Annotated in this window: 21 protein-coding genes; 7 read left to right on the top strand and 14 right to left on the bottom strand. The window is 29.8% G+C overall.

The window, feature by feature from the left end:
* Positions 1–59: 59 nt before the first annotated feature.
* From SALLE_RS01430 to SALLE_RS01400, 7 genes are all read right to left on the bottom strand, one after another.
* Positions 60–1,889: a hypothetical protein gene (locus SALLE_RS01430; protein WP_115557863.1), complete on the bottom strand. Its 1,830-nt coding sequence runs from the start codon at positions 1,887–1,889 to the stop codon at positions 60–62.
* 276 nt (positions 1,890–2,165) lie between these two features.
* Entirely contained in the window at positions 2,166–5,096 is a 2,931-nt protein-coding gene (locus tag SALLE_RS01425) for a lipoprotein (RefSeq protein ID WP_115557862.1), read from the bottom strand.
* A gap of 144 nt (positions 5,097–5,240) precedes the next feature.
* On the bottom strand, positions 5,241–6,428 hold the full coding sequence (gene tuf, locus SALLE_RS01420) for an elongation factor Tu (protein ID WP_115557861.1): 1,188 nt from the start codon (positions 6,426–6,428) through the stop codon (positions 5,241–5,243).
* Positions 6,429–6,552: 124 nt separating this feature from the next.
* Positions 6,553–8,622: an elongation factor G gene (gene fusA / locus SALLE_RS01415; RefSeq protein ID WP_115557860.1), complete on the bottom strand. Its 2,070-nt coding sequence runs from the start codon at positions 8,620–8,622 to the stop codon at positions 6,553–6,555.
* 40 nt (positions 8,623–8,662) lie between these two features.
* A complete protein-coding gene (gene rpsG, locus SALLE_RS01410; RefSeq protein ID WP_115557859.1) occupies positions 8,663–9,130 on the bottom strand; it encodes a 30S ribosomal protein S7 in 468 nt (155 codons plus the stop codon).
* A 35-nt stretch (positions 9,131–9,165) separates the two neighbouring features.
* Positions 9,166–9,585: a 30S ribosomal protein S12 gene (rpsL, locus tag SALLE_RS01405; protein WP_025250723.1), complete on the bottom strand. Its 420-nt coding sequence runs from the start codon at positions 9,583–9,585 to the stop codon at positions 9,166–9,168.
* Between the two features lie 139 nt (positions 9,586–9,724).
* Positions 9,725–10,495 carry a hypothetical protein gene (locus SALLE_RS01400; protein WP_115557858.1) on the bottom strand — a complete coding sequence of 257 codons (771 nt, stop codon included), beginning with the start codon at positions 10,493–10,495 and terminating at the stop codon, positions 9,725–9,727.
* A gap of 276 nt (positions 10,496–10,771) precedes the next feature.
* Between SALLE_RS01400 and SALLE_RS01395 the strand changes: the two genes are divergently transcribed.
* Entirely contained in the window at positions 10,772–12,244 is a 1,473-nt protein-coding gene (locus SALLE_RS01395; protein WP_115557857.1) for a DEAD/DEAH box helicase, read from the top strand.
* A 258-nt stretch (positions 12,245–12,502) separates the two neighbouring features.
* Here the strand turns inward: SALLE_RS01395 and SALLE_RS01390 are convergent, their stop codons facing one another.
* The gene (locus SALLE_RS01390; RefSeq protein ID WP_115557856.1) at positions 12,503–13,909 is read right to left on the bottom strand and encodes a hypothetical protein; all 1,407 of its coding nucleotides are present in this window, start codon (positions 13,907–13,909) and stop codon (positions 12,503–12,505) included.
* Entirely contained in the window at positions 13,899–15,122 is a 1,224-nt protein-coding gene (locus SALLE_RS01385; protein WP_115557855.1) for a hypothetical protein, read from the bottom strand. The genes SALLE_RS01390 and SALLE_RS01385 overlap by 11 nt, the downstream gene beginning before the upstream one ends.
* Positions 15,123–15,236: 114 nt before the next feature.
* On the opposite strand from SALLE_RS01385, the gene SALLE_RS01380 reads away from it, so the two are divergent.
* Both SALLE_RS01380 and SALLE_RS01375 read left to right on the top strand, forming a co-directional pair.
* On the top strand, positions 15,237–15,509 hold the full coding sequence (locus SALLE_RS01380; protein ID WP_115557854.1) for a hypothetical protein: 273 nt from the start codon (positions 15,237–15,239) through the stop codon (positions 15,507–15,509).
* Entirely contained in the window at positions 15,452–16,354 is a 903-nt protein-coding gene (locus SALLE_RS01375; RefSeq protein WP_218936938.1) for an IS3 family transposase, read from the top strand. Before SALLE_RS01380 ends, SALLE_RS01375 begins: the two co-directional genes overlap by 58 nt.
* Before the next feature lie 13 nt (positions 16,355–16,367).
* Here SALLE_RS01375 and SALLE_RS01370 read toward each other — a convergent pair whose 3' ends face one another.
* Together SALLE_RS01370 and SALLE_RS01365 are read right to left on the bottom strand one after the other, a co-directional pair.
* Positions 16,368–17,186 (bottom strand): hypothetical protein, encoded by an 819-nt coding sequence (locus tag SALLE_RS01370; RefSeq protein WP_115557852.1) that lies wholly within the window; start codon positions 17,184–17,186, stop codon positions 16,368–16,370.
* Between the two features lies 1 nt (position 17,187).
* Positions 17,188–19,962: a phage tail tape measure protein gene (locus SALLE_RS01365; RefSeq protein WP_115557851.1), complete on the bottom strand. Its 2,775-nt coding sequence runs from the start codon at positions 19,960–19,962 to the stop codon at positions 17,188–17,190.
* 136 nt (positions 19,963–20,098) lie between these two features.
* Between SALLE_RS01365 and SALLE_RS01360 the strand changes: the two genes are divergently transcribed.
* Positions 20,099–20,947, top strand: a complete 849-nt coding sequence (locus SALLE_RS01360) for a lipoprotein (protein WP_115557850.1) — start codon at positions 20,099–20,101, stop codon at positions 20,945–20,947.
* A gap of 78 nt (positions 20,948–21,025) precedes the next feature.
* Positions 21,026–21,877 (top strand): lipoprotein, encoded by an 852-nt coding sequence (locus SALLE_RS01355; RefSeq protein ID WP_115557849.1) that lies wholly within the window; start codon positions 21,026–21,028, stop codon positions 21,875–21,877.
* Between the two features lie 11 nt (positions 21,878–21,888).
* On the opposite strand, the gene SALLE_RS01350 is transcribed toward SALLE_RS01355, so the two are convergent.
* Positions 21,889–22,869, bottom strand: coding sequence for a hypothetical protein (locus SALLE_RS01350; RefSeq protein WP_115557848.1), 981 nt, complete (start codon positions 22,867–22,869; stop codon positions 21,889–21,891).
* A 136-nt stretch (positions 22,870–23,005) separates the two neighbouring features.
* On the opposite strand from SALLE_RS01350, the gene SALLE_RS01345 reads away from it, so the two are divergent.
* Positions 23,006–23,854: a lipoprotein gene (locus SALLE_RS01345; protein ID WP_115557847.1), complete on the top strand. Its 849-nt coding sequence runs from the start codon at positions 23,006–23,008 to the stop codon at positions 23,852–23,854.
* A 78-nt stretch (positions 23,855–23,932) separates the two neighbouring features.
* Positions 23,933–24,781 (top strand): lipoprotein, encoded by an 849-nt coding sequence (locus SALLE_RS01340; protein WP_115557846.1) that lies wholly within the window; start codon positions 23,933–23,935, stop codon positions 24,779–24,781.
* An 11-nt stretch (positions 24,782–24,792) separates the two neighbouring features.
* On the opposite strand, the gene SALLE_RS01335 is transcribed toward SALLE_RS01340, so the two are convergent.
* Positions 24,793–25,038, bottom strand: coding sequence for a hypothetical protein (locus SALLE_RS01335; protein WP_115557845.1), 246 nt, complete (start codon positions 25,036–25,038; stop codon positions 24,793–24,795).
* Positions 25,039–25,086: 48 nt separating this feature from the next.
* Entirely contained in the window at positions 25,087–25,740 is a 654-nt protein-coding gene (locus tag SALLE_RS01330) for a hypothetical protein (RefSeq protein ID WP_115557844.1), read from the bottom strand.
* Positions 25,741–25,808 lie beyond the last annotated feature (68 nt).

Raw genomic sequence — 25,808 nt, 5'->3', positions numbered from 1 at the left:
AAAAATCAAAAAATTCAACCGTTCGGTTGAATTTTTTATATTTAAATTGTTTTCTTAAATTAGTTTACTATTCTCATTGTAGTTTTTGAGTCACCGTATTCTAAGACTTTAATATCATCTCTGAATAGAGTGTGGAAGAATAAAAAACCCTTTCCTTGATTAGGGAATTCATAGTATGATTCCGTTCAATATGTCATCACTGAATTTATTTCTATCAGATTTCCATCATTTTCAAACATAAAAATATAACCTTCTTTATTAACTTTAAAATATCCTGGTCTGTGGAAAAAATTCAAGGAATTAATATAATCTTCTGGTTTATCAACACCATTAGCGAGATTTGAATTCTTTATTTTTTCAAACGTTTGTTCGTAAATAGGTTTAAAAAAATCACTTAATTTATATGATTCACCCGGAACTATTTCAACATCAAATTCTTTTGGTTTTTTGAATTCGTATGTGTAATCATAGTCTTCTTCTGATATCGAGCTATCTTTTTGTGTAAATCCTAGAAATTCTCTTTGAAACAAGAAATTAACTCTTAACCATTCATTATATAGTTCTTGGGTATTATCAAAAGTAGTATATTGTTTATTGACAATAAATTGCTCAGGTAGTTCCAATGAAATTTGGTTTCCAAAATTTGGTGTATAAACGAGATTAATCCCGCCAACTTGATATCCATGTAATCCGATTAATCGACGCTGAAATGATGTATTCATTTCCTCTTTAAGATTTATTTTTTTATTTTTTACTTTTTGTTCAAGTTTTATAACAAAAGCTTTATGGTATCGATGTCACAAATTGAATGTATTAATATATTTTGAAGACTCTGTATCAGTTTTTAAGTATTCAACAAGTTCCTTTGAAACATCTGCAGGGTTATACAAAGAATTGTTATTTGCCAATGTATCGATTTCATCCCCACCAAGTCTCAATGCTTTTTTGACTTTATTTGCTCATTCAGTTTTTTGAGAAAAATAGTAATTAGTACCTCCCGAACTTGTTTGATCAGTAATGCAATTTCAACCTTTATTAGTGGTAAATTTAATGTTGTTAGTTTCAAAGTCAATTTTTTCGTTGTCCAATTCTTTTTTAATATCTCCCTTTATTTCTTCTTCAAATAATTCTTTAAAATTTGAAAGTTGTGAAATATTTTTATTAATTGCTTCTTCATTGCCATTGTTACTAAAGAAATTAAAAGAATTAGAATATTTATCCGATGTAATTATTTCATCGGTTTTTTCTGCTCCCTGTTTAAAAATCTCTGCTGTATCAATATCTTCAAAAATTGTTATCGATGATTTATAGTTAATTGTGCTGATTTGAAAATTTTGTTTTGCATCTAAATGCTCTAAAACAGTTGATAAATTATATTCAATTCCTAAAATTCTTTGGTCTTTGTCACTGTATTTTTCAACTAGAGTAATTTCCTCAACTTCAATATTTGATGTAAAAGGATTTTTCCCATCTTTTAAAATAGCTTTGTAATTAACATTTTGAAGGATTTCTTTTTGAGCTTCTGCTCTAATTTTTTGGATGTCCGCTTTAGATTTTAAAATGCTTGATATTTTAAAAAATTCGGGATGATCTTTAGGCAATTTATATTCTTTATTTCCACTATCACTTAATGATTCTCAAGCTTCTTCAAAATTAAATTCCAAAAATTGATCCTCAGCATCTGATTTACTTAAAAAATAAATATCAGAAAAATCGTCTTGTAGATTTTGGTTGAAGATATTGGTTGCTGTCATTAGAAATTCATTCAATAGTTTTTGATAATCAAATTCGTCGTTCACCTCTGGTCTTGTCTTTCCACAAGCAATCACACTCAGGGGTGCTGAGATCACCAAGGTGGTGGTGGCTAGGATACTTAATAATTTTTTCATTTTGTTTCTCCTTATAATTTTATTCTTCTATACCTAGTATATATATATATATATAAAGTCAACTAGGGATAATTTGTGTATTGATTATGTTAATTTTTAAACTATTAATATTTTGAATCATTTGCAATTAATATATAACTAATCTTATATAGTTGTATATATAATGTCAACTATAAGTGTTAATAAAATAGTATTTAAGTGTAAAAAATCAACTTTTGGATTTTATCCTAAAGTTGATTTTTAATGCTATTATTAATTTCTCTTGAGTTTATAAAATTAATTATTTTCTCATTTATCTCTTGGTTTGATAACACTAGCAGTTCAATCACCAGCAAATGCACGAGCAAAATCATATTGCTCTAAATAAGCTAGTCCATGAGTTACTAAACTCTTGTTAACTGCGTTAATATTATTGGTACGACCACGATCATCATTCATAGATCACATTGAAACATATGCTAGACCAACTGTATTGGCTCAGTTATATAATTCTTTAGCATCTTCTAATGTAAAGACTCCATCAACTGTATCATTAACCCCAATCATTGGAGTTGCTGCTAGCAATTGGTAGACTTTATCAATGGTAATAGTTTCGTTGTAATTATTAAAGATTGATGTAGCAATGTTGTTTTTGGTTGCTAATAAAGCTTGTTTAGCTAAATCAAAGTTGGTTTCTCCATTTTTGATAGCTTGTTGGTAAATTGGGTTTCCATAATCCATTAACATTAAGTTAGTAATTGGAATTGCTTGATAACTTAAGCCAGCTTTTTGATATTCTTCTACAAAAATATCTAAAACTTTATATCCAACAGCTGTTAGCCCAGATGGTAATACTGGTAAAGTCAGTGAGAAATCTCAGCTCTTATCACTTAATTTCATCTCCGCTAAAGTACGAGCTAAAACATGTAATTCATCTAAGTTTTCTTGGGCGTGTCCCTCAATATCAAAGTCAATCGCCTTAGTCATTGGTTGATTTACTAAATCAGCAATTTCTTTTTGAAAATCGATTAAACCTGTTTTTAGAATTGCCACTGCTTTATTCATATCATGACCACTTAATTCTCAAGCCACGTTTCATGGGTTTTTAGCAGTCATTCCCCCAGTAGTAGCTCCTCCATAAGCAACTTTAATATTTTTAAAGTGCCCCTTTTTAACGATTGGATCTAACACTTTGCCTTTTAATTGATTTTGTTCTCAGTAAGTATAACCTTCATTATTTTTTTCTAATCCAGCAAATGAAATTTCTAAACTATCATTGTGTTTATTTACTTGTTGAGCAAAAGCTAAAGTTAAGTGATCAAATCCTTTAACACCCTTTCCTGAGTTTCCCCCATTATAAATTTCATCAATGTTGTTTCCATCTCATAATCCTGCATCTAAATATGGTGAGAAATATGAGGTGGTTTTATTGGTTTTTTTAGTAATTCAATTGTTGTTTTGAGCACGAACTGGGTTAGCTTCAAAACGATCACGATACAAGCTCTTATTGCTTGGCGGATTTCCTGGGTCAACTGGAGATGTTGGTCCTCCATCCCCTCATGGTAAAACACTAGGTCCACCCCCACCAATTCCATCTCAACCATCATTTTCAATATCATCAAATTTTTTATTATCCGCAATTGTATTAATATCTAGATAACCTTTTAATTTTTTGATTTCTTGTTTATCAGTAATTTCTTTTAAAGATTGGGCTGTATCATATGACATTTTCCCATTTAAAGCTTTAGCATAAGCGTATTCTTCAAATCCTGCTCCGGAACGAATGTTTTGGTCAATTGGGTTTTTATCTGCTAGTGCACTTCCACTTAATCCATTACTTTCAAAAAATGATGGATGATCACGGGTAATGTAAAACATTGACAACTCTCCCAGATTTTTTTCAATGGCAAATTTTCTTAATTGTGCAGCATCTTTTGGAGTAAAGTCATAAGTAGAATTTTCAGCTCTTCTTCCACTTCAAGGAGTTACAGCCATTCGACGATAAACATCTTTTTCAGACATGTCTTCACCATTTAAAATCTTGTTAGTTTTTCTTCATGATTCTTGGGTATTGGTAATAGCTTTTTTCATTTGTTCAACTTCTCAGTCACCATCTGGTTTTTGATTATCAGTTGTTAAGTACCCAGTTACTAGGTTCAATTTGAAGTTCATTCCTAAATATTTAGTAAAAACATAAAGTGGTGAGAATTCATCCCCAACATGTTCTTCTTTACCAGTGGTAAAGAATCCCGGTGCTACTCCAACTCCACTTTCAGTTGAACTTACCAATGAAAGTCTAAAATCTCATGGGTTAGAAATATCATTATCACGTTCTAGAAGAACTTTTAATGCTCCTGCTAATAATTTTTGTGATTCTTTATAACTTCCACTAATACTTAAATATGGAGCTGCAAAATAGAAATCAAATGAACGAGTTCCATATTTGTTTGAAATAGCCAATAACTGGTCTGCTAATTCTTCTTCTGTCATATTGTTTTGGTAAGCAGTATGTCAAAATGAATTTGCAAAGGGACCAAATGAAATTGTCATGTTTTTAGTATTTAAACCATCTTTTTTTCATTTGTTAAATCTGGCATCAAATCATTCTTCTGACTGGTTATTATTAAAGTCTTTTGGGGCAGCATCCCACATTGGAGTTAACTCACCTTTATCACTAGCATTTTGCATAAATCCTAGCACTACTCCATCACCGTTTGAACGGTTAATTAAATCTGAATTGTTATCAATTGCCGCTAAATCATTGTAATTAATAACATCTTTTTTATCCGCAATATCCATAGCTTTCATGGCTTCATCATAACTTGCCCCTGATTTACTATGTCATTTTAAAGCGTACTCAACATTATCTTCAACAATTCCAATGTCAGCATATGGTTTAAATTTGATATTTTCAGCATTTGTAATTAAATTCTTTTCAATTAGGTTTTGACCAGCTAAACTACTTTTCAATAACTTATCACTTTGTGAGCGAGATTTACGTGAACCTTGTCCTTGGTTTTCAGTTAGAATAGTTGTGGTTTTATTTGTTTTAGCTCTTTTTGAACCAGTTTCTAAGTCTAGCTCATCAACTCCGGTTCAACGATTACCGATTTCGATTTTTCCCTCGGGAACGGGAACTTTACGATTACTTCCAGTACATGAAACTACCGCAGTTACAGTTGGAGCGGTAATTGCAATACTAGATAATACTACTAATAATTTTTTCATTTATGTTTCTCCTATTATTACTATTATATAATATAAAACCTATTTATTTTAGCAATTTTTTTTATTAATTTATAGAAAATAAACACCAGATTAAAAACAAAAAAAACTGAGAAATCTCAGTTTTTTGATATTAATAAGAATTTGTTATTTAGTAATTTCAACAACAGTTCCCGCACCAATAGTACGTCCACCTTCACGAATTGAGAACTTAGTTCCTTGTTCGATGGCAACTGGTTTAATTAATTCAATGTTTAATTCAACGTTATCCCCTGGCATAACCATATCTGTTCCAGCTGGTAAAGTAACTTCACCAGTTACGTCAGTTGTACGGAAGTAGAATTGAGGACGGTATTTGTTAAAGAATGGTTTATGACGTCCACCTTCTTCTTGAGTTAAAGCATAAACTTGTGCTTTAAGTTGAGTATGAGGTTTGATTGATCCTGGTTTAGCAATAACTTGTCCACGTTCAATATCTTCACGGTTAACACCACGTAGTAATGCTCCAACATTATCCCCTGCTTCAGCAAAGTCTAATAATTTTCTAAACATTTCTAATCCAGTAACAACTGTTTTTTTACTTTCTTCATGTAATCCAACGATTTCAACTTCTTCGTTAACTTTTACAATTCCACGTTCAACACGTCCTGTTGCAACAGTTCCACGTCCAGTAATTGTAAATACGTCTTCAACTGGCATTAATAAAGTTTTATCAGTTTCACGAACTGGAGTTGGGATGTATTCATCAACTGCGTTCATTAATTCTTCGATTTTAGCTTCTCATTTAGCGTCACCTTCAAGAGCTTTTAAAGCACTCCCGCGGATAACTGGAGCTCCATCACCATCAAATTCATATGATGTTAATAAATCTCTAACTTCCATTTCAACTAAGTCGATTAATTCTTCGTCGTCAACCATGTCACATTTGTTTAAGAAAACAACGATTTTTGGTACTCCAACTTGTCTTGATAATAAGATATGTTCTCTAGTTTGAGGCATTGGTCCATCAGTTGCAGCAACAACAAGGATTCCCCCATCCATTTGAGCAGCCCCAGTAATCATGTTTTTAACATAATCGGCGTGGCCAGGACAGTCTACGTGAGCGTAGTGTCTTTTTGCAGTTTTATATTCAACGTGTGAAGTATTAATTGTAATTCCACGTTCTCTTTCTTCTGGTGCGTTATCGATGTTTGCATAATCTTTAAATTCTGCTCCACCTTTTGCTGCTAATACTTTAGTAATTGCAGCTGTTAATGTAGTTTTACCGTGGTCAACGTGTCCGATTGTTCCAATGTTAACGTGAGGTAAACTACGGTCAAATTGTTCTTTTGCCATTTTTTTAATTTCCCTTCATTTATAATAATACGACAAATGTCATTTATAATTGTATTATAAATAGATTTAAATACAATAGTTTTTTAACTGGAAATAAAGTATTTAACTTTATAAAAATAATTAATTATTTTCCAGCTTTTTTGATAATTTCTTCTGCAATTGATTTTGGTGCTTCATTATAGTGGCTAAATTGCATTGTATAGTTACCACGTCCTTGAGTAAATGAACGTAATTCTGTTGCATAACCAAACATTTCACTTAATGGAACTTTTGATTTAACAGTTTGTGCGTTTCCGCGCTGTTCACTTCCCTCAATTAAACCACGTTTTGATGAAATGTTACCCATTACATCTCCGTAGTATTCGTCAGGAATTGTAACTTCAACTGACATAATTGGTTCTAATAATACTGGTTGTACTCGTTTTGCAGCCTCTTTTAAAGCTAAAGATGCAGCAATTTTATAAGCCATTTCATTTGAATCGACATCATGGTATGAACCATCAACAATAGTTGCTTTTACATCGATCATTGGGTATCCAGCGATAACCCCGTTTTGTAGAGCGTTTTGTAAACCAGCTTTGGCAGCGTTAATATATTCTTTTGAGATTTTACCCCCAACAATTTTATCAACTCATTCAAATCCTTTATCATGGTTTGGTTCAAAGTCAATCACAACGTGACCGTATTGTCCACGACCCCCTGATTGTTTTACATATTTACCTTCAGCTCTAGTTGAAGCTTTAATAGTTTCACGGTATGAAACTTGTGGAGCCCCAACATTAGTTTCAACTTTGAATTCACGACGCATACGATCAACGATGATGTCAAGGTGTAATTCACCCATTCCAGCGATGATTGTTTGTCCAGTTTCTTCATCAGTAAATGTTCTAAATGTTGGATCTTCTTCTGAAAGTTTATTCAGAGCAATTCCCATTTTTTCTTGGTCAGCTTTAGTTTTTGGTTCTAAAGCTAGGTTAATAACTGGTTCTGGGAAAACCATTGATTCTAAAATGATTTCATGTTTTTCATCAGTTAAAGTATCCCCAGTAGTAGTATCTTTTAGTCCAACCGCTGCGGCGATATCCCCAGCGTAAACTTCTTCGATTTCTTCACGGTCATTGGCATGCATTTTTAATAAACGTCCAACACGTTCTTTTTTATCTTTTGTAGCGTTTAATACATAACTTCCTTTATTTAGTACTCCTGAGTAAACTCTAAAGAAAGTTAGTTTACCAACAAATGGATCTGTCATAATTTTGAATGCTAATGCAGAGAATGGTTCTTTGTCATCAGCTTTACGTTCAGATTCTTGTCCATTTGGTAGAATTCCTTTAATTGCAGGAACATCTAATGGTGATGGTAAATAATCAGTTACAGCATCTAATAAAAGTTTAACCCCTTTATTTTTGAATGCTGAACCTGCAAGTACTGGGAAGAATTCAGCTGATAGAACCCCTTTACGAATTGCTTGTTTAATTTCAGCAACTGTTAGTTCTTTTCCATCAAGGAATTTTTCCATTAAGGCTTCGTCATATTCAACTGCTGATTCAATTAATTGATTACGTAATTGAGCAGCTTGATCTTTTAAATCAGCTGGAATTTCAATTTCTTTTGCAATTTCTTCAGCTTTTCCGTCAAAATGATAAGCTTTCATTTCTACTAAGTCAATAATACCATCAAAAGCATCTTCTGCTCCGATTGGTAATTGGATTGGTGAAGCTTTTGCTCCTAAACGATCTCCAATTGATTTAACTGAGTAGATAAAGTCAGCTCCGGTTTTATCCATTTTGTTAACAAAAACAATTCTTGGTACTTTGTAAGTTGTTGCTTGTCTTCAAACAGTTTCAGTTTGAGGTTCTACCCCACTTTGACCATCTAATACAGCAACCGCCCCATCCAAGACACGCAATGAACGTTCTACTTCAACAGTAAAGTCCACGTGACCAGGAGTATCAATAATGTTAAAACGCAAATCTCTTCAAAAAGCTGTGGTAGCTGCTGAAGTAATTGTGATTCCACGTTCTTGTTCTTGTGCCATTCAGTCCATTTGTGAAGCTCCTTCATGAGTTTCACCAATTTTATGAATTTTACCAGTATGGAATAAAATACGTTCTGTGGTAGTAGTTTTACCCGCATCAATGTGGGCCATAATACCAAAATTACGTGTTTTTTCTAGACTAAATTGTCTTGGCATTTTATTTTCTCCTTCATAAATTTAAAAATGTTAATATATTTTATCAACGGTAGTGAGCAAAGGCTTTGTTTGCTTCCGCCATTTTGTGAGTATCTTCACGTTTTTTAACAGAACCACCAGTTGCGTTTGAAGCATCGATAATTTCATTTGCTAAACGGTCAACCATTTCTTTTTCGTTTCTTAAACGTGAGTAGTTTACTAATCAACGAAGTGCAAGTGTTACACGACGTTCATTACTTACCTCAACTGGCACTTGATAGTTAGCTCCCCCAATACGACGAACTTTTAGTTCTAAGTGTGGTTGAATGTTATCAATTGCTTTGTTGAAGACATCGATTGGATTTTGTTCAGTTTTAGCTTTAATTTTATCAAAAGCTCCATAAAGAATTCCTTGAGCAGTTCCTCTTTTACCATCTAACATAATTTTATTTACAGCACGCGTAACTAATTTTGAGTTGTAGACTGGATCAGGAAGAACGTCTCTTTTTTCGGCTTGATGTTTTCTCATTTTTTGACCCCTCTCTATTTATTTAATTTAATTTACTATTTTTTTTCTTTTGGACGTTTTGTTCCGTATAGTGAACGCGATTGCATTCTTCCGTTTACTCCAGTTGTATCTAGAGTACCACGAACGATATGGTAACGAACCCCAGGTAAGTCTTTTACCCTTCCCCCACGAATTAAAACAACACTATGTTCTTGTAGGTTATGTCCTTCTCCAGGAATATAAGCAGTTACTTCCATTCCGTTAGTTAAACGAACCCTTGCGTACTTACGTAACGCTGAGTTGGGTTTTTTAGGTGTCATTGTAGCAACACGGGTACAAACCCCACGTTTTTGAGGCGAAGAAACTTTAGTTACTTTTTTTAACAAAGTATTAACTCCACGGTTCAAAGCCGGCGCTTTAGTTTTTCAAGTTTTAGCCTTACGAGGCTTTCTTACTAATTGGTTAATTGTTGGCATATTCAGCCTCCTTTCCACAATACCGTGTGTATCGAAGTTACACTAATATATAATACATTTTATCCCCAAATAATGCAATATTTTTAGCTAAAATAGACAAAAAATAAAACTTCAAATTAACTTGAAGTTTTAAATTAATTTAAATATTTTTAAACGCATCCAATTCTGGCACTAATCGACCATAGATATCCTTATCAATTACCCCGTTATTTAATGGTGTAGTTAATAAAATTTTGTAAATTATCCCTAATAGGAAGTAGGCATCTGTGCAGTACATGAACATTTCGATTCTTTTAGCACTAAAGTCATCTTCGGGTAAATCAGAAATACCTTTATAAACTTCATTATAATTTTGTAAATAATTGGCAATATTATCTAAAAGCATTTTAAAGGCTGATTCTCCATCAAGATTTAAAGTATCTGATAAGAATTTAATCAAATTTGAATAAATTGCTTTATCATCTTTTTCAAGTTCTAGTTTTTGGTAAGTTTCTTGTAATTGAGTAGCATTTGCTCCAAGCATATGAACTGCAGTTAAAGCAACAATATCCATTCCCATTGGTTCAGAAATAACTGAAGTTGGTAATTTTTGTTCCAATAAGTTAGCATCAATTGACTTAATATTGATTAGTGAATTACGAACAAAGTAGAAGTGGTGGTTTAAGAAAATTGCAAAATTTTCTTTACCCTGATTACAACTAATTTTTGTGAAATTTTGCTCCAAAACTACAGTATATTTTTCCAGCTGCTCTTGATCACCAATTCTTTTATTTGTTTTAATGAAATCTTGGATTTCTTCAGGTAATGTAAATAATTTTGAATAGTTTTTAATGAAATTTTTGTATGCTGAATCTACTTCAGAAATAATTAGTTCTGCATAATTTACAGGTTTATATTTATTATCGCTCATTTTATGACCTCTTATCTAATCTTTGGCTTGACCAAATACCTTATTATTTTACTATTTTTAAGCATATTTTCAAAATATTTTATAAAAAATAGTGCAAAATTATTTAAAAAAGCCCGATTTTCATTTGACTTAATTGTTAAAATAAACTATACTTAATAAGTTGTAGAAAACTTGATTTCTGTTCGTTTGGTCTGAGAATTTTTTCAAGTTTAAGGGTTTTTTTATTATAAAAAACAGTCATACCTTAATCCTCCAACTAACAGAAAGGAAATTCAAATGAATTTTAATGAAATAAATTTAAAACCACAAATTCAAAAAGCCCTTGCACGTCATAATTTAACTGTTGCAACCGAGATTCAAGAAAAAACAATACCAGTAGCTTTGGAAAACAAAGATATTATTGGTAAATCTCAAACAGGAACCGGAAAGACAGCGGCTTTTTTATTACCAATCCTTGAAAGAATAACTCCAAATGTTAATTTTGTTCAAGCAATCATCGTTACACCAACAAGAGAGTTGTCACTACAAGTCCTTGATAAAGTACGCGATTTATCAATGTATTTAGAAGGTATTACTTCAACAGGAGTTACCGGAGGAGCAAATATTGCTCGCCAGATTCAAGCCTTAAAGAGAACCAATATTGTTGTTGGTACTCCAGGAAGAATCACAGATCTATTAAACAGAAAAGTATTAAAACTTGACCAAGTAAGAACTGTTGTATTAGATGAAGCAGACGAAATGCTTAAAATGGGATTCAAACAAGATATTGACAATTTGTTTAGCGTAGTTCCAAATGAACACCAGACTTTATTATTTTCAGCAACCATGAACAAACAAGTTATTGAAATTGCTAATAAATACCTAAAAGATCCCGTTGAAATCTCAGTTGAGAGAACAGCTTTAAGTGGAGCTAATATTAAACAGTACTTTATTGATACAAAAACACACAACAAAGAAGATGCTTTAGTAGCTATTTATAACAAAATTAAGCCAGAATTAAGCATTATTTTTGCAAATACTAAGTCTCAAACTGAGGAAATTAGTAATTTACTATATAAAAACGGAGTTAGAAGCTTTGTTATTAATGGTGACAAACGTCAAAGTGAGAGAAATCGCGCTTTAAAAGCTTTTAAAACATCAGCAACTAAAGTATTGGTAGCAACTGATGTTGCTGCTCGTGGAATTGATGTTCCTGGTATTGACTATGTTATTAACTATGACTTACCTCACGATCACGAATATTACATTCACCGAATCGGAAGAACAGCTCGTGCTGGTTCAAACGGTAATTCAATTTCACTAGTTGGAAATAGAAATAACTTCTTCCATTTAAAAGATTTAGAGAAATACCAAAACAAAGAAATCGAAAAAATGGATATCGAAAGCTGAGAACTACCAATTGTTGAAAGACGCAGTGGTGGAGGTTCATCAAGAAGTGGTGGATTTAGAGGTTCATCAAATGGTGGAGGTTCATCAAATGGTGGAGGTTCATCAAGAAGTGGTGGATTTAGAGGTTCATCAAATGGTGGAGGTTCATCAAGAAGTTTTTCAGATAGCAGCCGTAGTTCAGGACCAAGAAAAGACGGCTTTTCAGGAGAAAGATCATTTACAAAATCAGCAGATTTTGGAGCATCTGGATTCGATAAGGGCGGAGCAGGAAAAGATCGTCGCAAACGTGATTTTGGAGCAGGAAAAGCTAAAAAAAGCTTTGGTAGCAGTAAATCAAAAAGCAAATCAAACTGAAATTAATAATTTAAAATAAATAAAAAACTCTCAATGACCCAATAAATGCTTAAAATCATTTATATTTATGATGTATTGAGAGTTTTTTTATGTCTAAATGTGCTTTTATTTAGGTTTTTTATTGGCGTCTACCCTATTTGGTAATAAAAATATGGTAAAAATAGCACGTTTTTGTTTGACATATCGACGAATACCACCTACTTTTATATTAAAAAAACTAAAATATTGCTTTAATATCGATCAGTTATTGGACTAATTAACTGTTTATTTAACCTCAATACCTGATTTTTTGTGAATTTTTAACCTTCTAACATCAAATTTTCAATTATTAAATAGAAAATCACTGTATTTACCGAGAATATCGGTTGTAATAATAAAAATAAATGCTATATAAACTAATCAATTAAACTCTAGTAAATGAATCACTAAAATATTGGGAGCTGATTGTGTATTTTGATAAAATCACAAAATTGAAGTTAAATTTACTATCCCAAATGGGTTTATTGAATTTAAAAGTAATTCAAATGATTCTAATATCATATTTCTTTTGCATTGTTTTAGTGAATATTTTTCACTGTCATATAAATATTTAGAGCTTTTGCTTCCATAAAATATCATTTCATAAGTAAATATATTCAGTGTTTTTAGTCTAGGTTTTTGACTATCGTCTTGGTCAATCCAATTAAAAAACTTTTTTTGACTTATTTCATTAAATTTTTCGCTAACCATAAGTAGTAAAATACCGATAAATGAAATGATAAATAAATCAAAGCCGGTTTTAATAATATTTAAAAAAATCGGTAAGTAATCTGTATTACTAAAAACTAAATTATCTAAAGCTAAGAAGTTCAATTGGTTATGAGCATTAATTTGTATTGCAAATCCCAAAAGACTGCTAATTAAAATTTGGGAAAAAATATAAATTGGTATACAAATAAGATAATTTGTATAAAATAAGCTGGTGATTAATAATAGTAACACTGGCAATAAATTCACGATTTTCTTTCAACTTTGAAAACCTAAAGTATCTTGGTAAATTCCTGGTTTTGAGAAAGGAAAAAACCCATATAAAATAATTGCTGTTACTATTGATAATGTAATAATACGAAGTTTAAAATTTATTATTCTATCGTTGATTTTTTCATCTTCAAAAATATTTTCTTTGCCAAAAAAGGTAATATGAATAGTTCCCCCAACTGCTCCAATTGCAGTTAAACTATAGAAATTAATGTTATTTATTAATGGTTGAAAAATAATTAGTGCTGAAATTAGTGCAGAAATTTTACTATTTAATAAATTACTTACAAACCAAGTAATTAAAATTACAAAAATTATTGTAGCTGAGGGAGAAATTAAACTATTAATAAGTGATCAAAGTGAGTAAAAAACCATGAAGTTCAAACAAATAATAGCCACTAAACTAACTGTTAAAATTTCACAAATTTTTCTTTGAAATTCTTTACCCTTTATTTTACTTTCAAATTCCTCTTCTTTCACCTGATTGAGTTCTAGCATAATAGCGATTAATAAAAATATGATAATTGTTGATATTATAGTTGTTCACAATAAAAGCCCGGATTTGATAAAAATTAAAGCCGTAATATTAATTGAGCTTAAAACTATCCCTAATACTACAGCTAAAATTATTTTATTTTTTTTCTTAGTTAACATAACCTAATATTTTATTTGCTAACGCTTCTAATTCTTCATCACTTGAGTAAGTGTGGTTAATTTTTTCATCACCTTTATATTGGGTGTAAAGATATACATTAACGATTTTAGTATGAACAACTTTTTGGCTAGAAGTATTACCAGTTAATGCGTTATATGCGTCATGATAGTTTAAAAAGTACATTCATTCTCCATTAACTTTAGTACGATAAGTCATATAAACCCCATCACTAATGACATTTTCAAAACTTACCACTTGATCATTTCAACTAGCAATTTCATCTTTGTGAACATAACGAGCTTGTAAATCAATTTTTTGTTGTAGTTTACGCACCGCTTCATCTTCATTGTTACCTGAAACTTCATAGTTACCATAAACATCATAGGCAAAGTATTTTTTACTTAAAATACTTCTCTCAATTTGAAATAGTTTTTCTTGTGCTTCTGCTTGAGTTTGAGCTAATGAAATTCCATCAATTGAGGAGTGGTTTCTTTCCCCGGTGAAAGTATACATTAAACGAATATCTTGTTTTCCTTGTAGGTAAAAGTAATTTTCTAACTCTTCACTTGTGGCATCAAAATTGTTATTAATTCGGTAAAGATTGTTACCATGTTGATCTGTACCTACATATCTTTTATATAAATCTGGTTTAACAGTATTGTGATAGTAATCTAGACCATCAGATAAAGAGTAGTCATAACCCTTTCGTCCATTAACATCATATAAAAAGTCTTTTTTAACCCCATACTTGTTAAATTCTCCTCTCTCAACTCCTTTAAAGTTTAAGAATTCATTTTTAACAAAGTATGGAAATCAAATTGAGTACATGTTTAAAACATCTTGGCTTCTAATATCATGAGCGCTATTAATTGCATAATTTAGACCAGTTGATTCATAAATATTATATTGTTCCTTGTTTTCTCCAACCATGTCAGTAATTTTTTTTGAATATAAATTAATTGACGAACCATATACATTCGAAAAACCAATTCGATTAAAATCAACATCAGCACCAAGCGAGCTTCCAGTTTTAGGGAGAAATTTTAATGTTCGCTTTCCATTTTCAGTTTGAAATGTATTTGTATAATAAAACTTTTTTTTACCTCCAGAAGTCTCGGTTCTTTTTGTATAATTTGATTTATCTTGAAAATAATTAGCGTCGTATCCTTTTTTTAAGGAATTGATTTCAACAGCGTTGCTGTTGTAATTCACATCATCAATAATAACATGAACATCATTATATGGTGTAATTTTAATAGTAGAATGAACCCGCCATTGTAATATCTGGGAAACCCCTTATAATACATTTAGGAGGTTCATTTTTTTATGGCAACTAAAGGACAAAAATTTAACAGCTATACTAATGAATTAAAAAAAGAAATAATGGATTATGCAAGAACTGAGGGAAATGTTGTGGCAGGAAAAAAATTCAATATGTCTCACCACACTATCAGGGATTGATTCTATAAGGAAAGAAATAGCATTTCTCCCAACAAGGAACTAAATAAACAAAAAAAAGAAATGGATTCTTTGGAGGAAAAATATGAAATTTTAAAAAAGCTCCATGAATTCTACAAGTCAACAGAAGACAAAAAGTAGAATTCATTCGTGAGGAATTAAAAGATCATAAGTTAAAAATTTTACTTGAAGTTTGTGAATTAAAGCGTTCTTATTGAAATCGTTTCAAAAATAAAGACTGAACGATTATTAAAGATCAATTTCATATTGATACGCTTTGAAAAATTTTTAAAGAAAACAAGGAACAGTTTGGTTACAGACAATTAACCAAATTTACTAACGAATACTACGAATCAATTGGTTTACCAAGAATTAATCATAAAAAAGTACTTAGAATTATGAAAGAACAAGGAATTATTTCAAAATATGTCAGGAAATATATTTACAAAAGACGAAAAGCTAAAGTAAATAAAATTTGAGATTTTCCAGACTTGGTTAAAAGAAAATATAATATTCAAAAGGAACTTACAGTTTTATATACAGATGTAACATACTTAGTTTTAAATGGAAAAAGAATGTATCAATCAACAATTATTGATGCTTGTACAAAACAAATAATAGATTTTCAAATTTCTAAATTTAACGATTTAAAATTGGTTTTAGATAATTTTAATGCTGCAGTGATTAGAATAAAAAAAATTAATTCTAGCACAAACGGAATTATAATTCATTCTGACCACGGATCACAATATATCTCAAATGCTTACAAAAATAGATGTCATGCAGAAGGGATCAAAATTTCTATGGGAAGAGTCGGTCAATGTAGTGATAACGTTGTAATTGAAAGCTTTCACGCTCTTTTAAAGAAAGGAACAATTCATAATAATGAATATACAGATATTAATGCCTACGTTACTGATGTCATTGATTGAAATAACTGATATATATTTAAAAAAAATAAAAAGCTTATTGAAATTTTTCAATAAAGCTCTTTGCATATTAATATGGGTTCATTCTAATAGATCTTGATGTTTTAAAATCAATATAGTCTTGATAGTTTAAATCATCTTCAATTCCCTCGGTTGCCCCTTTGCGATTAAATGACACTCAGCTATCACGAAATTTATTATAAACATTAGTTTCTATTTTTTGGTTATCCCCAAATAACTTATCATTTTTGGTGAAGTTACTTGGTTTGACATAGTAACCATCGAGAAAAGTGCTTTTCAGTTCTTCTTGATCTTTTGTATTAAATAAATTGTAATAACGGTTATCAACTTGATAATATAATGATTTTTCCAATCCCGAAGTATAAATAAAGTTATCTTTAGCCTCAGTTGGTGAATCATATCACCCTTGATAGTCGTAACTGTATTTTTGGCGGACCAAACCTTTATTTGTAAAAGAATTTAAAGACTTTTCTCTTGAAGTTTGGGCGTTTCCAAAAGCATCACGATAAATTAATTGGAAATCCTCAAAATCGGTTCCATACATTTTATCTTTGTCTAGAATATTATTTTGGTGATCTTTAATTATTTTATTTAAATTCGAAGATGTTGTTTGTTCTTGAATTAAATCATTGTTATAAATATAATTATCTAATTCCTCACGACCACTAAATTCTTGTCCTTGAAATTCATAAATATCTTCACTTGAAATGACCTTTGATTTTGAAGCTATTAAATTTTTCATTGATTCAACTTCATATTCATGATCTGATTGGGATATGGGATTATCAGCCACCATTACAGCCGTAGAAGCACCAACTGATAAAGCCATTTGACTACTTAATAATATTTTAAATAAACTCATTGACATATTAATGCACCATTTCCTTTCCGTTTACTACTTTAGTATTTTCTCTAACTCAGTTGATAAATTCTTCTTCTGAGGCAAATACTTCTCCGTTATAAGTTATTTGATAGTTAACTACTTCGTCAATATTTAACTCAAAATTATTTTTTCTTAAAACAAAATAATAAGCATCATCATAGGTTTTAAAGTATCTTTGTCTTGACCCATCAACAATTGAGTAAAATTTATTTTGTCCTCCATTTTGGGCATCTAATTTATCAAAGTTGGTATTGGCGATTAAATCACTTGATAAAACTACTTTTTCATTAATGTAAGTATTTTTAATATAATTATTTTGAACTGTAATCATTTCTTCAAAAGAATCATAGTTTCGTTTGATGGAATCTTTATCTTTTCACTGATATTTTTTAACAAAATTTCTTTTTGTAATGTTTTCACGCATGCTATTTAAAGCATCAATACTATTGTCAAATTTGTTTCCAAATCCATCTGTGAAATACTTTTGTTTCATATTAGCATAGTATTTTTGAAAGATTTGATCTATGAAAATATCTAACTGTTCCTCTTTTGAAAGATAATTTTCAGTATCGTTATTTATAATCCCTTCTTCAGTTTTGTCCATGATACTAATATTAAACTGTTGGATTTCGGTATACTCCTCTGGATCGCGAATCATTAGAGTTTTCAAATAATTTATTGCATCTATTTGGTTCGTAAAGTAGCTTCCTCTAACTCTAAAACCACTTTCATTTTGATTTGTATTAACACTATCGTATAACTTCATTTTAGTTAGAGCTTTTCCCGGACTTGGTTTATGTAATTCTCAACCAAAATAGCCAATTGATAAGTAAGTATATAAAATTTCTTGTCCATCACCAAAATCAATTCCTAGTGTTTTGTATTTATATGGTGATAATTTGTTTCCCAAATCCCAAATTTGTTGAGCAGTATTAAATTTACCAGTTAAATTTTCTAATCCCGCTTTTGCAGCCGGTTTTGTTGTTGTAATTTTTCTCTCAGCAGTTATCGCAATATCGTTTGTTCTTTCATAATTTTTTTCAATAACTTTTTCTCTAGAATAAAAATTACCATCATCAAGAAGTATCATATCAGATTCTTTATATTTATTTTTGATTACTTGATTTTGGGCTTCTACAATTGTTAATTTATCTTCGTAAGTTACTTCTACATCTTTTGGTCTACCTTTTGCATCGTAGTATTTGCTTACCAATCCATCTAAACCAGACATCGGATTCATAATGGCATCTCCTAGTTCAGTAGTTTTTTTAATAACATTAACAAAAGCTAATCTTGTGTCATCTTTTTTATATTGAAAACTGCTAGGATTTAGAAAGACATCGATAATATCGTTAACACCAATTTTTGGATTGTTTATATCAAATAATTCAGCATAAATTTCTTCCATTCTTTCATCATCTGAGGTAATTACTTGTTTTAAAACTTTTTTGCATTCATCTTCAAACTTTTGCATGTCTCCATCTTTGCCATCTGAACCTAAATTATTTTTTACCAAAGACAAATTTGATAATTTTCTAAAAAATACTAGAGTTTTAGTTTGAGAATCCATGTCCTTGGCTTTGGAATTAATTTCATCTTCAAATTTTTTTAAATTAAGCCCGTCATCATCTGCTTCTAAATCTATATCCGCAAGATTTGCAACGTTTTCTTTAAAAAAGTTAAACTCATCTGTGTTGTTATTGAAAACGTCTTTTTCGAGAGTCCAAGCCTCTGTTTTATCGTTTAGAGCCCTTGTCAATGAATCCAAGCCATTGTACATTTCCGACATAAACATCATTGAAGATAATAACGCATTGATTTTAGTTTCTTCTTTGAGTTTTCATCCTTTTTGTATTTTTCCATCAATTGTATCTTCTGCCTCATTTGTTTCTATATATTGGCTTCCACTATAAGAACCAAAACCCAAATTATTAATATTGATTCAATATGCTGTTTTATTTGGTTCAAAAGGGAAAATATTATCCTTGTAAACTTGATCATCACTTGTCAAATTAATACTTTGCAAATTGGCTGGTGCAAAATTGCTTCACTCATAGTCTTTGTAGCGATATTTGTAAGTTGAACTACTTTTTAATCATTGTTTGACGGCTCCTTCATCTTGGCATGAACCAGAGACCAAATAACAATCACTTTCCTCGCCATTTTCAAGAGATTCTTTTTTCATATTTTCTAGATACTGAATAGCCTCGCTTTCATTATAAAATTCTAATTGTTCAGTTGAATTTTTATTGAGATTTTCCATTAAAATTACTTCATCATAATTTTGAAAAGTTTTAGCCGCTTCATCTATATCAACATAAGAAAATCCATTTCTTCCTTTATAAACTTTTTTAAGTTGACCGTTATTCTCGGTTTTTACATTTGCTGATAACTCCCCAGAATTTGAAATTACATAATCATTTACATTTTTGTAAGTACTTTCTTCCTTAAGTTGAGAATCTAAAATCATTTTATCAATGACATCATTTCTTTCTGAAAATGAATAGACATTATTGTTATATTTGTAATAATAGTTACGATCACTTGATTCCAGTTTTCGACTGTTTGAAAGCGCATACTCCACAGCTTCAGATTGACTTCCAAAGTTAATTCCTTCAAAATTGAATAATTGTTGTGTAGTTTTTGGAATTGCGACCAAAGCACCGGTTGCTATTACCGAAACCATAAAAAATGATGTAAATATGTGTTTATTATATAGTTTCATATTTTTTTGTTTTTTAAGAGTGTTATTTTTTTTCATAATTTTTCTCCTTTATACAAAAACATTATATTCCATTTTTCTAAAAAATAAATAAATATATGGAAAAAATTTAATTTTTTTTCTGAAATGCGAAAAATTAGTTTAATATAATAATAGTAATGAGAGAAGGAAAATTATGAAAAAACTATTAAGCACATTGGCTGCTTTAGGGCTAGTAGCAACGTCAACAACTGGGGTAGTTTCTTGTTTTGAAACTCCAGTTAAAAAAATGGAATTAAATTCCAAAAACTTAGATGCCTGAGTAAAAGAGCAAAAATTTGAATATGTAGGAGAATTTTATTTTTTCGATGGGGTGGTAGGCGACAAAGATGAATGACCATTATTAAGTAATATCATTGGGTATAAAATAAAAAATGTTATATCAGAAATGATGTTTAAATCATTTGAATATCCAGGCAACGAGGTTTTGAACATAAGAGTTTCAGACGATTATAAAGATTTTAAGGAAAAAATTAATAGCGAAAAACCTTTTAAAAGTGGTCAAGAATATAAATTTAAATTTGATTTAAAAATCACAAATATATTAGGTGGAGAAACCCATGAATATAAAGACATTGAATTTACTTTTAATCAAACAAAAAAAATAGATAGAAACGAAAAACTAGATTCAAAAACCATTCACTATATGCTAAGTAACTATGATCGCGGGTATGAAAATGATAAAGGTAACCCGTTTTCTTGGAAATATCAATCTAGTCAAAAAAAATTGAAATCATTAATTAAGGAAGGTAAAACTGAAGAAGCAAAAGCATTAATAAAGGAGGAATTAGATTTATATTCTACAGAAAAATCAGCGTTCCGTTTACCTTATAAGGAATTTTATTTTACCTCAGAAGTTAACGAATTTACAACTAGAGAAATAATTGATGGTACTGATTTTATGAAAATAACTTTTACAGCCACATCAACTTTTTATAATTTAGATGGTAAAACTGAAGATTGAGAATCTACTTGAATTATTTAGTTAATTTAAATAAAAACATAATAAGTTTAAATTATTATTAATTGCAATGCTTAAATTTTATAGGAAAGAAGGAAATTTATGAAAAAACTATTGAGCGTATTGGCTGCTTTGGGGCTAGTGACAACATCAACAACTGGAGTAGTTTCTTGTTTTGAAACACCAGTTAAAAAAATGGATTTGAATACCGAAAACTTAGATGCTTGAGTAAAAGAACAAAAATTTGAATATATAGGAGAATTTTATTTTTTTGACGGTGTAGAAGGAGAAAGTAAAGAATGGTTGTGATTGGATTCTAGAATTGCAGAAAAAATAAAAAATGTTATATCGGAAATGATGCTTAAATCTTTTGAATATCCACAAAATGAAGTTTTAAACATAAAGGTGTCGGTAGATTATGATGATTTAATAGAAAAAATTAATAGCGAGAAACCTTTTAAAAGTGGTCAAAAATACATATTTAAATTTGATCTAAAAATTAAAAATATTATTGACGGTAAAATTTATGAATATAAAGACATTGATTTTACTTTTAATCAAACAAAAAAAATAGACAGAAATGGTAAAATTGATTCAAAAACAATTCACTATATGTTAAGTAGTTATGATCATGGGTATGAAAATGATGAAAATAACCCATTTTCTTGGAAATATAAACCCGATCAAAAAGAATTAAAATCATTAATAAAGGATGGTAAAATTGAGGAAGCAAAGTTAAAAATAAAAGATGACTTAGATTTATATTCTGATGAATACGATGCAAGTCTAGGACTTCCTTATGAGGAACTTCTCTTCACCTCAAAAGTTAATGAATTTAAAACTAGAGAAATAATTGATGGTACTGATTTTATGAAGATTACTTTTACAGCCACATCAACCTTTGATAAGTTAGATGGTCAAACCGAAGATTGAGAATCTACTTGAATTATTTAAAAAAAATATACTTAAAAACTGTTTATGAATTGAAATTGCATAAACAGTTTTTTAGTTTCTTCCTTAAGTTTTCATCCTTTTTGTATTTTTCCATCAATTGTGGCCTCTGCCTCATTTGTTTCTATATATTGGCTTCCACTATAAGAACCAAAACCCAAATTATTAATATTAATTCAGTATGCTGTTTTATTTGGTTCAAAAGGGAAAATATTATCCTTGTAAACTTGATCATCACTTGTTAAATTAATACTTTGCAAATTTGCTGGTGCAAAATTGCTTCACTCATAGTCTTTATAACGATATTTATAAGTAGAGCTACTTTTCAATCATTGCTTAACAGCTCCTTCATCTTGGCATGAACCAGAAACCAAATAACAGTCACTTTCTTCACCATTATCAAGAGATTCTTTTTTCATATTTTCTAAATACTGAATAGCCTCGCTTTCATTATAAAATTCTAATTGTTCAGTAGAATTTTTGTTGAGATTTTCCATCAAAATTACTTCATCATAATTTTGAAAAGTTCTGGCTGCTTCATCTATATCAACATAAGAAAATCCATTTCTTCCCTTATAAACTTTCTTAAGTTCATCGTTATTCTCGGTTTTTACATTGGCTGACAACTCCCCAGAATTTGAAATTACATAATCATTTACATTTTTATAAGTACTTTCTTCTCTAAGTTGAGAGTCTAAAATCATTTTGTCAATTACAGCATTTCTTTCTGAAAATGAATAAACCTTATTGTTATATTTGTAATAATAGTTACGATCATTTGATTCTAGTCTGCGACTATTTGAAAGTGCGTATTCAACAGCTTCAGATTGACTACCAAAGTTAATTCCTTCGAAATTGAATAATTGTTGTGTAGTTTTTGGAATTGCAACCAAAGCTCCGATCGCTATTACTGAAACCATAAAAAATGATGTAAATATGTGTTTATTATAAAGTTTCGTATTTTTTTGTTTTCTAAGAGTGTTATTTTTTTTCATAATTTTTCTCCTTTATACAAAAACATTATATTCCAATTTTCTAAAAAATAAATAAATATATGGAAAAAATTTAATTTTTTTTCTAAAAAGCGAAAAATTAGTTTACTATAATAATAGTAAGGAAAGAAGGAAAATTATGAAAAAACTATTAAGCATACTGGCTGCTTTGGGGATAATAACAACATCAACAACTGGGGTAGTTTCTTGTTTTGAAAAACCAGTTAAAAAAATGGAATTAAATACCGAAAACTTAGATGCCTGAGTAAGGGAACAAAAATTCGAATATGTAGGAGAATTTTATTTATTTGACGATTTAAATGAGGAAGGAAACCAGGAATGAGTTTCTTTAATGGAGGTTTTTAAGGATAAAATAAGAAACACTATTGCAGAAGCAATGCTAAAATCATTTGAATATCCAGAAAAAGAATTAATAGACTTATATGTTCGTGTAAGTTACAGCGACTATAAAGAACAAATAAACGATCAGAACCGTTTTAAAAGTGGACATGAATATAAATTTAAATTTGATCTAGACGTCAACTATTTGAATAGTAAGGAAACCTTGGAATTCAAAAAGCTTGAATTTACTTTTAAACAGACCAATACACTTACAAAAAGGGATGAAATTAGTTCAAAATCTCTTCATTACATGTTAAGTAATTGTGACGGCTATGAAAATAAGGAAAGTAATCCATTTTCTTGAAAGTACAAAAGTGGGGAAAAAGAATTGAGAGAGCTTATAAAAACTGGCAATACTGAAGAAGCAAAACAAGTGATAGAACATAAACTAGACTACTATTCAACCGGAAAGAATTCAGATAAATTACCTTATAAGGAAATTTATTTCACCTCAAAAGTTAATGAATTTAAAACTAGAGAAGTAATTGATGGAACAGATTTTATGAAGATTACTTTTACAGCCACATCAACATTTGAAAAATTAAATAACCAAACTGAGGATTGAGAATCTACTTGAATTATTTAGTTAATTTAAATAAAAACATAATAAATTTAAATTATTATTAATTTAAATGCTTAAATTTTATAGGAAAGAAGGAAAATTATGAAAAAACTATTAAGCGTATTGGCTGCTTTGGGACTAGTGACAACATCAACAACTGGAGTAGTTTCTTGTTTTGAAACACCAGTTAAAAAAATGGAATTAAATGCGGAAAACTTAGATGCTTGAGTAAAAGAACAAAGATTTGAATATTTAGGAGAGTTTTATTTATTTGATGGGGAAGTAGGTGACAAAAAAGAATGAACCTCATTAAGTTACAGGATTGCGGAGAAAATAAAAAATGTTATATCTGAGATGATGTTTAAAGATTTTCAATATCCGGAAAATGAAGTTTGAAGTATCAGACAAGTTTGGGTGCATTCAGATATTGATGAAAAAATTAATAGTGAAAAACCCTTTAAAAGTGGTCAAGAATACAAAATTAAATTCGATTTAAAAATTAAAAATATAATAGGCGGAGAAACTTATGAATATAAAGACATTGATTTTACTTTCAATCAAACAAAAAAAATAGACAGAAATGGTAAAATTGATTCAAAAACAATTCACTACATGCTAAGTAGCTATGATCACGGGTATGAAAATAGTGAGAATAATCCCTTTTCATGGGAATACCAATCTAGTCAAAAAGAATTAAAAGAATTAATCAAGGACGGTAAAACTGAGGAAGCAAAACTAAAAATAGAGGAAAAATTAGATTTATATTCTAAAGAGGATTCCGCATTAGGGCTTCCTTATAAGGAACTATTCTTCACCTCAAAAGTTAATGAATTTAAAACTAGAGAAATAATTAATGGTACTGATTTTATGAAAATAACTTTTACAGCCACATCAACCTTTGATAATTTAGATGGTCAAACTGAAAATTGAGAATCTACTTGAATTATTTAAAAACAATATACTTAAAAACTGTTTATGAATTGAAATTGCATAAACAGTTTTTTAGTTTCTTCTTTGAGTTTTCAACCATTTTGTATTTTTCCATCAATTGTACTTTCTGCTTCATTTGTTTCTATATACTGACTTCCACTATAAGAACCAAAACCAAAATTATTTATATTGATTCAATATGCTGTTTTATTTGGTTCAAAAGGAAAAATATTATCCTTGTAAACTTGGTCATCACTTGTTAAATTGATACTTTGCAAATTAGCTGGTGCAAAATTGCTTCACTCATAGTCTATTTTGTCCTGGTATTAAAAATTTAATAACTTTCAAATTTCATTTTTATTTGGATTTTCTACCTCTTGGACAGCGATATCTCAACGAGGATTAATTAAGATTTTCTTTAAAACTTTTGATGAAGAATTTTGCGATCAAAGTTTTTCATATAAAAACAATAACCCCTTGCTTCTGTCCTCAAAGTTAGTTTGCCCCGTTCTAATATCAACAATAATAACCCCATTATTGGTTTCAAGGACAAATGGTATTTGTCCGATAACAGGATTTTCTTTTCAAATTATTTTAATTACGTTGGTTTGGATTTTACTGACCCCATATTTATAAATAATTTGGTTAAATTCAGTAATAATTCTTTTAGCAATTTGTTGATGAAACTTATCATCACATTCATCCAGTAAAAAAGGGATTAACTTAGTTTTTTTAGCAATTGAATTTTGCAATATTTTTTTAACACAGCTTTCCCTTTCAATTGATTTAGCAATTAATTCCTCTTTAATTTTTAAATCAATATAAGGATATAACTCGTTGACAATATCTTGGGTTGTTGGGATAGTTAATATATTATTTTCAATAAAACTTTTTAGTCTTGAATCGACTTTAAAATTTTGTGAAACCAAAAACTTTCTTGTTTCACAGTCTCATTGAATAGCTTCTAAATGGTCAATCATAAATACCTCTTTTTTAATTATAGCAATAAAATAGTAAAAACTCTCACTTATGTGAGAGTTTTATGAAT

Origin of the sequence: Spiroplasma alleghenense, assembly GCF_003363775.1 — a bacterium.
Taxonomy (GTDB): domain Bacteria; phylum Bacillota_I; class Bacilli_A; order Mycoplasmatales; family Mycoplasmataceae; genus Spiroplasma_B; species Spiroplasma_B alleghenense.
This window is presented reverse-complemented; position numbering and strand designations above follow the sequence as displayed.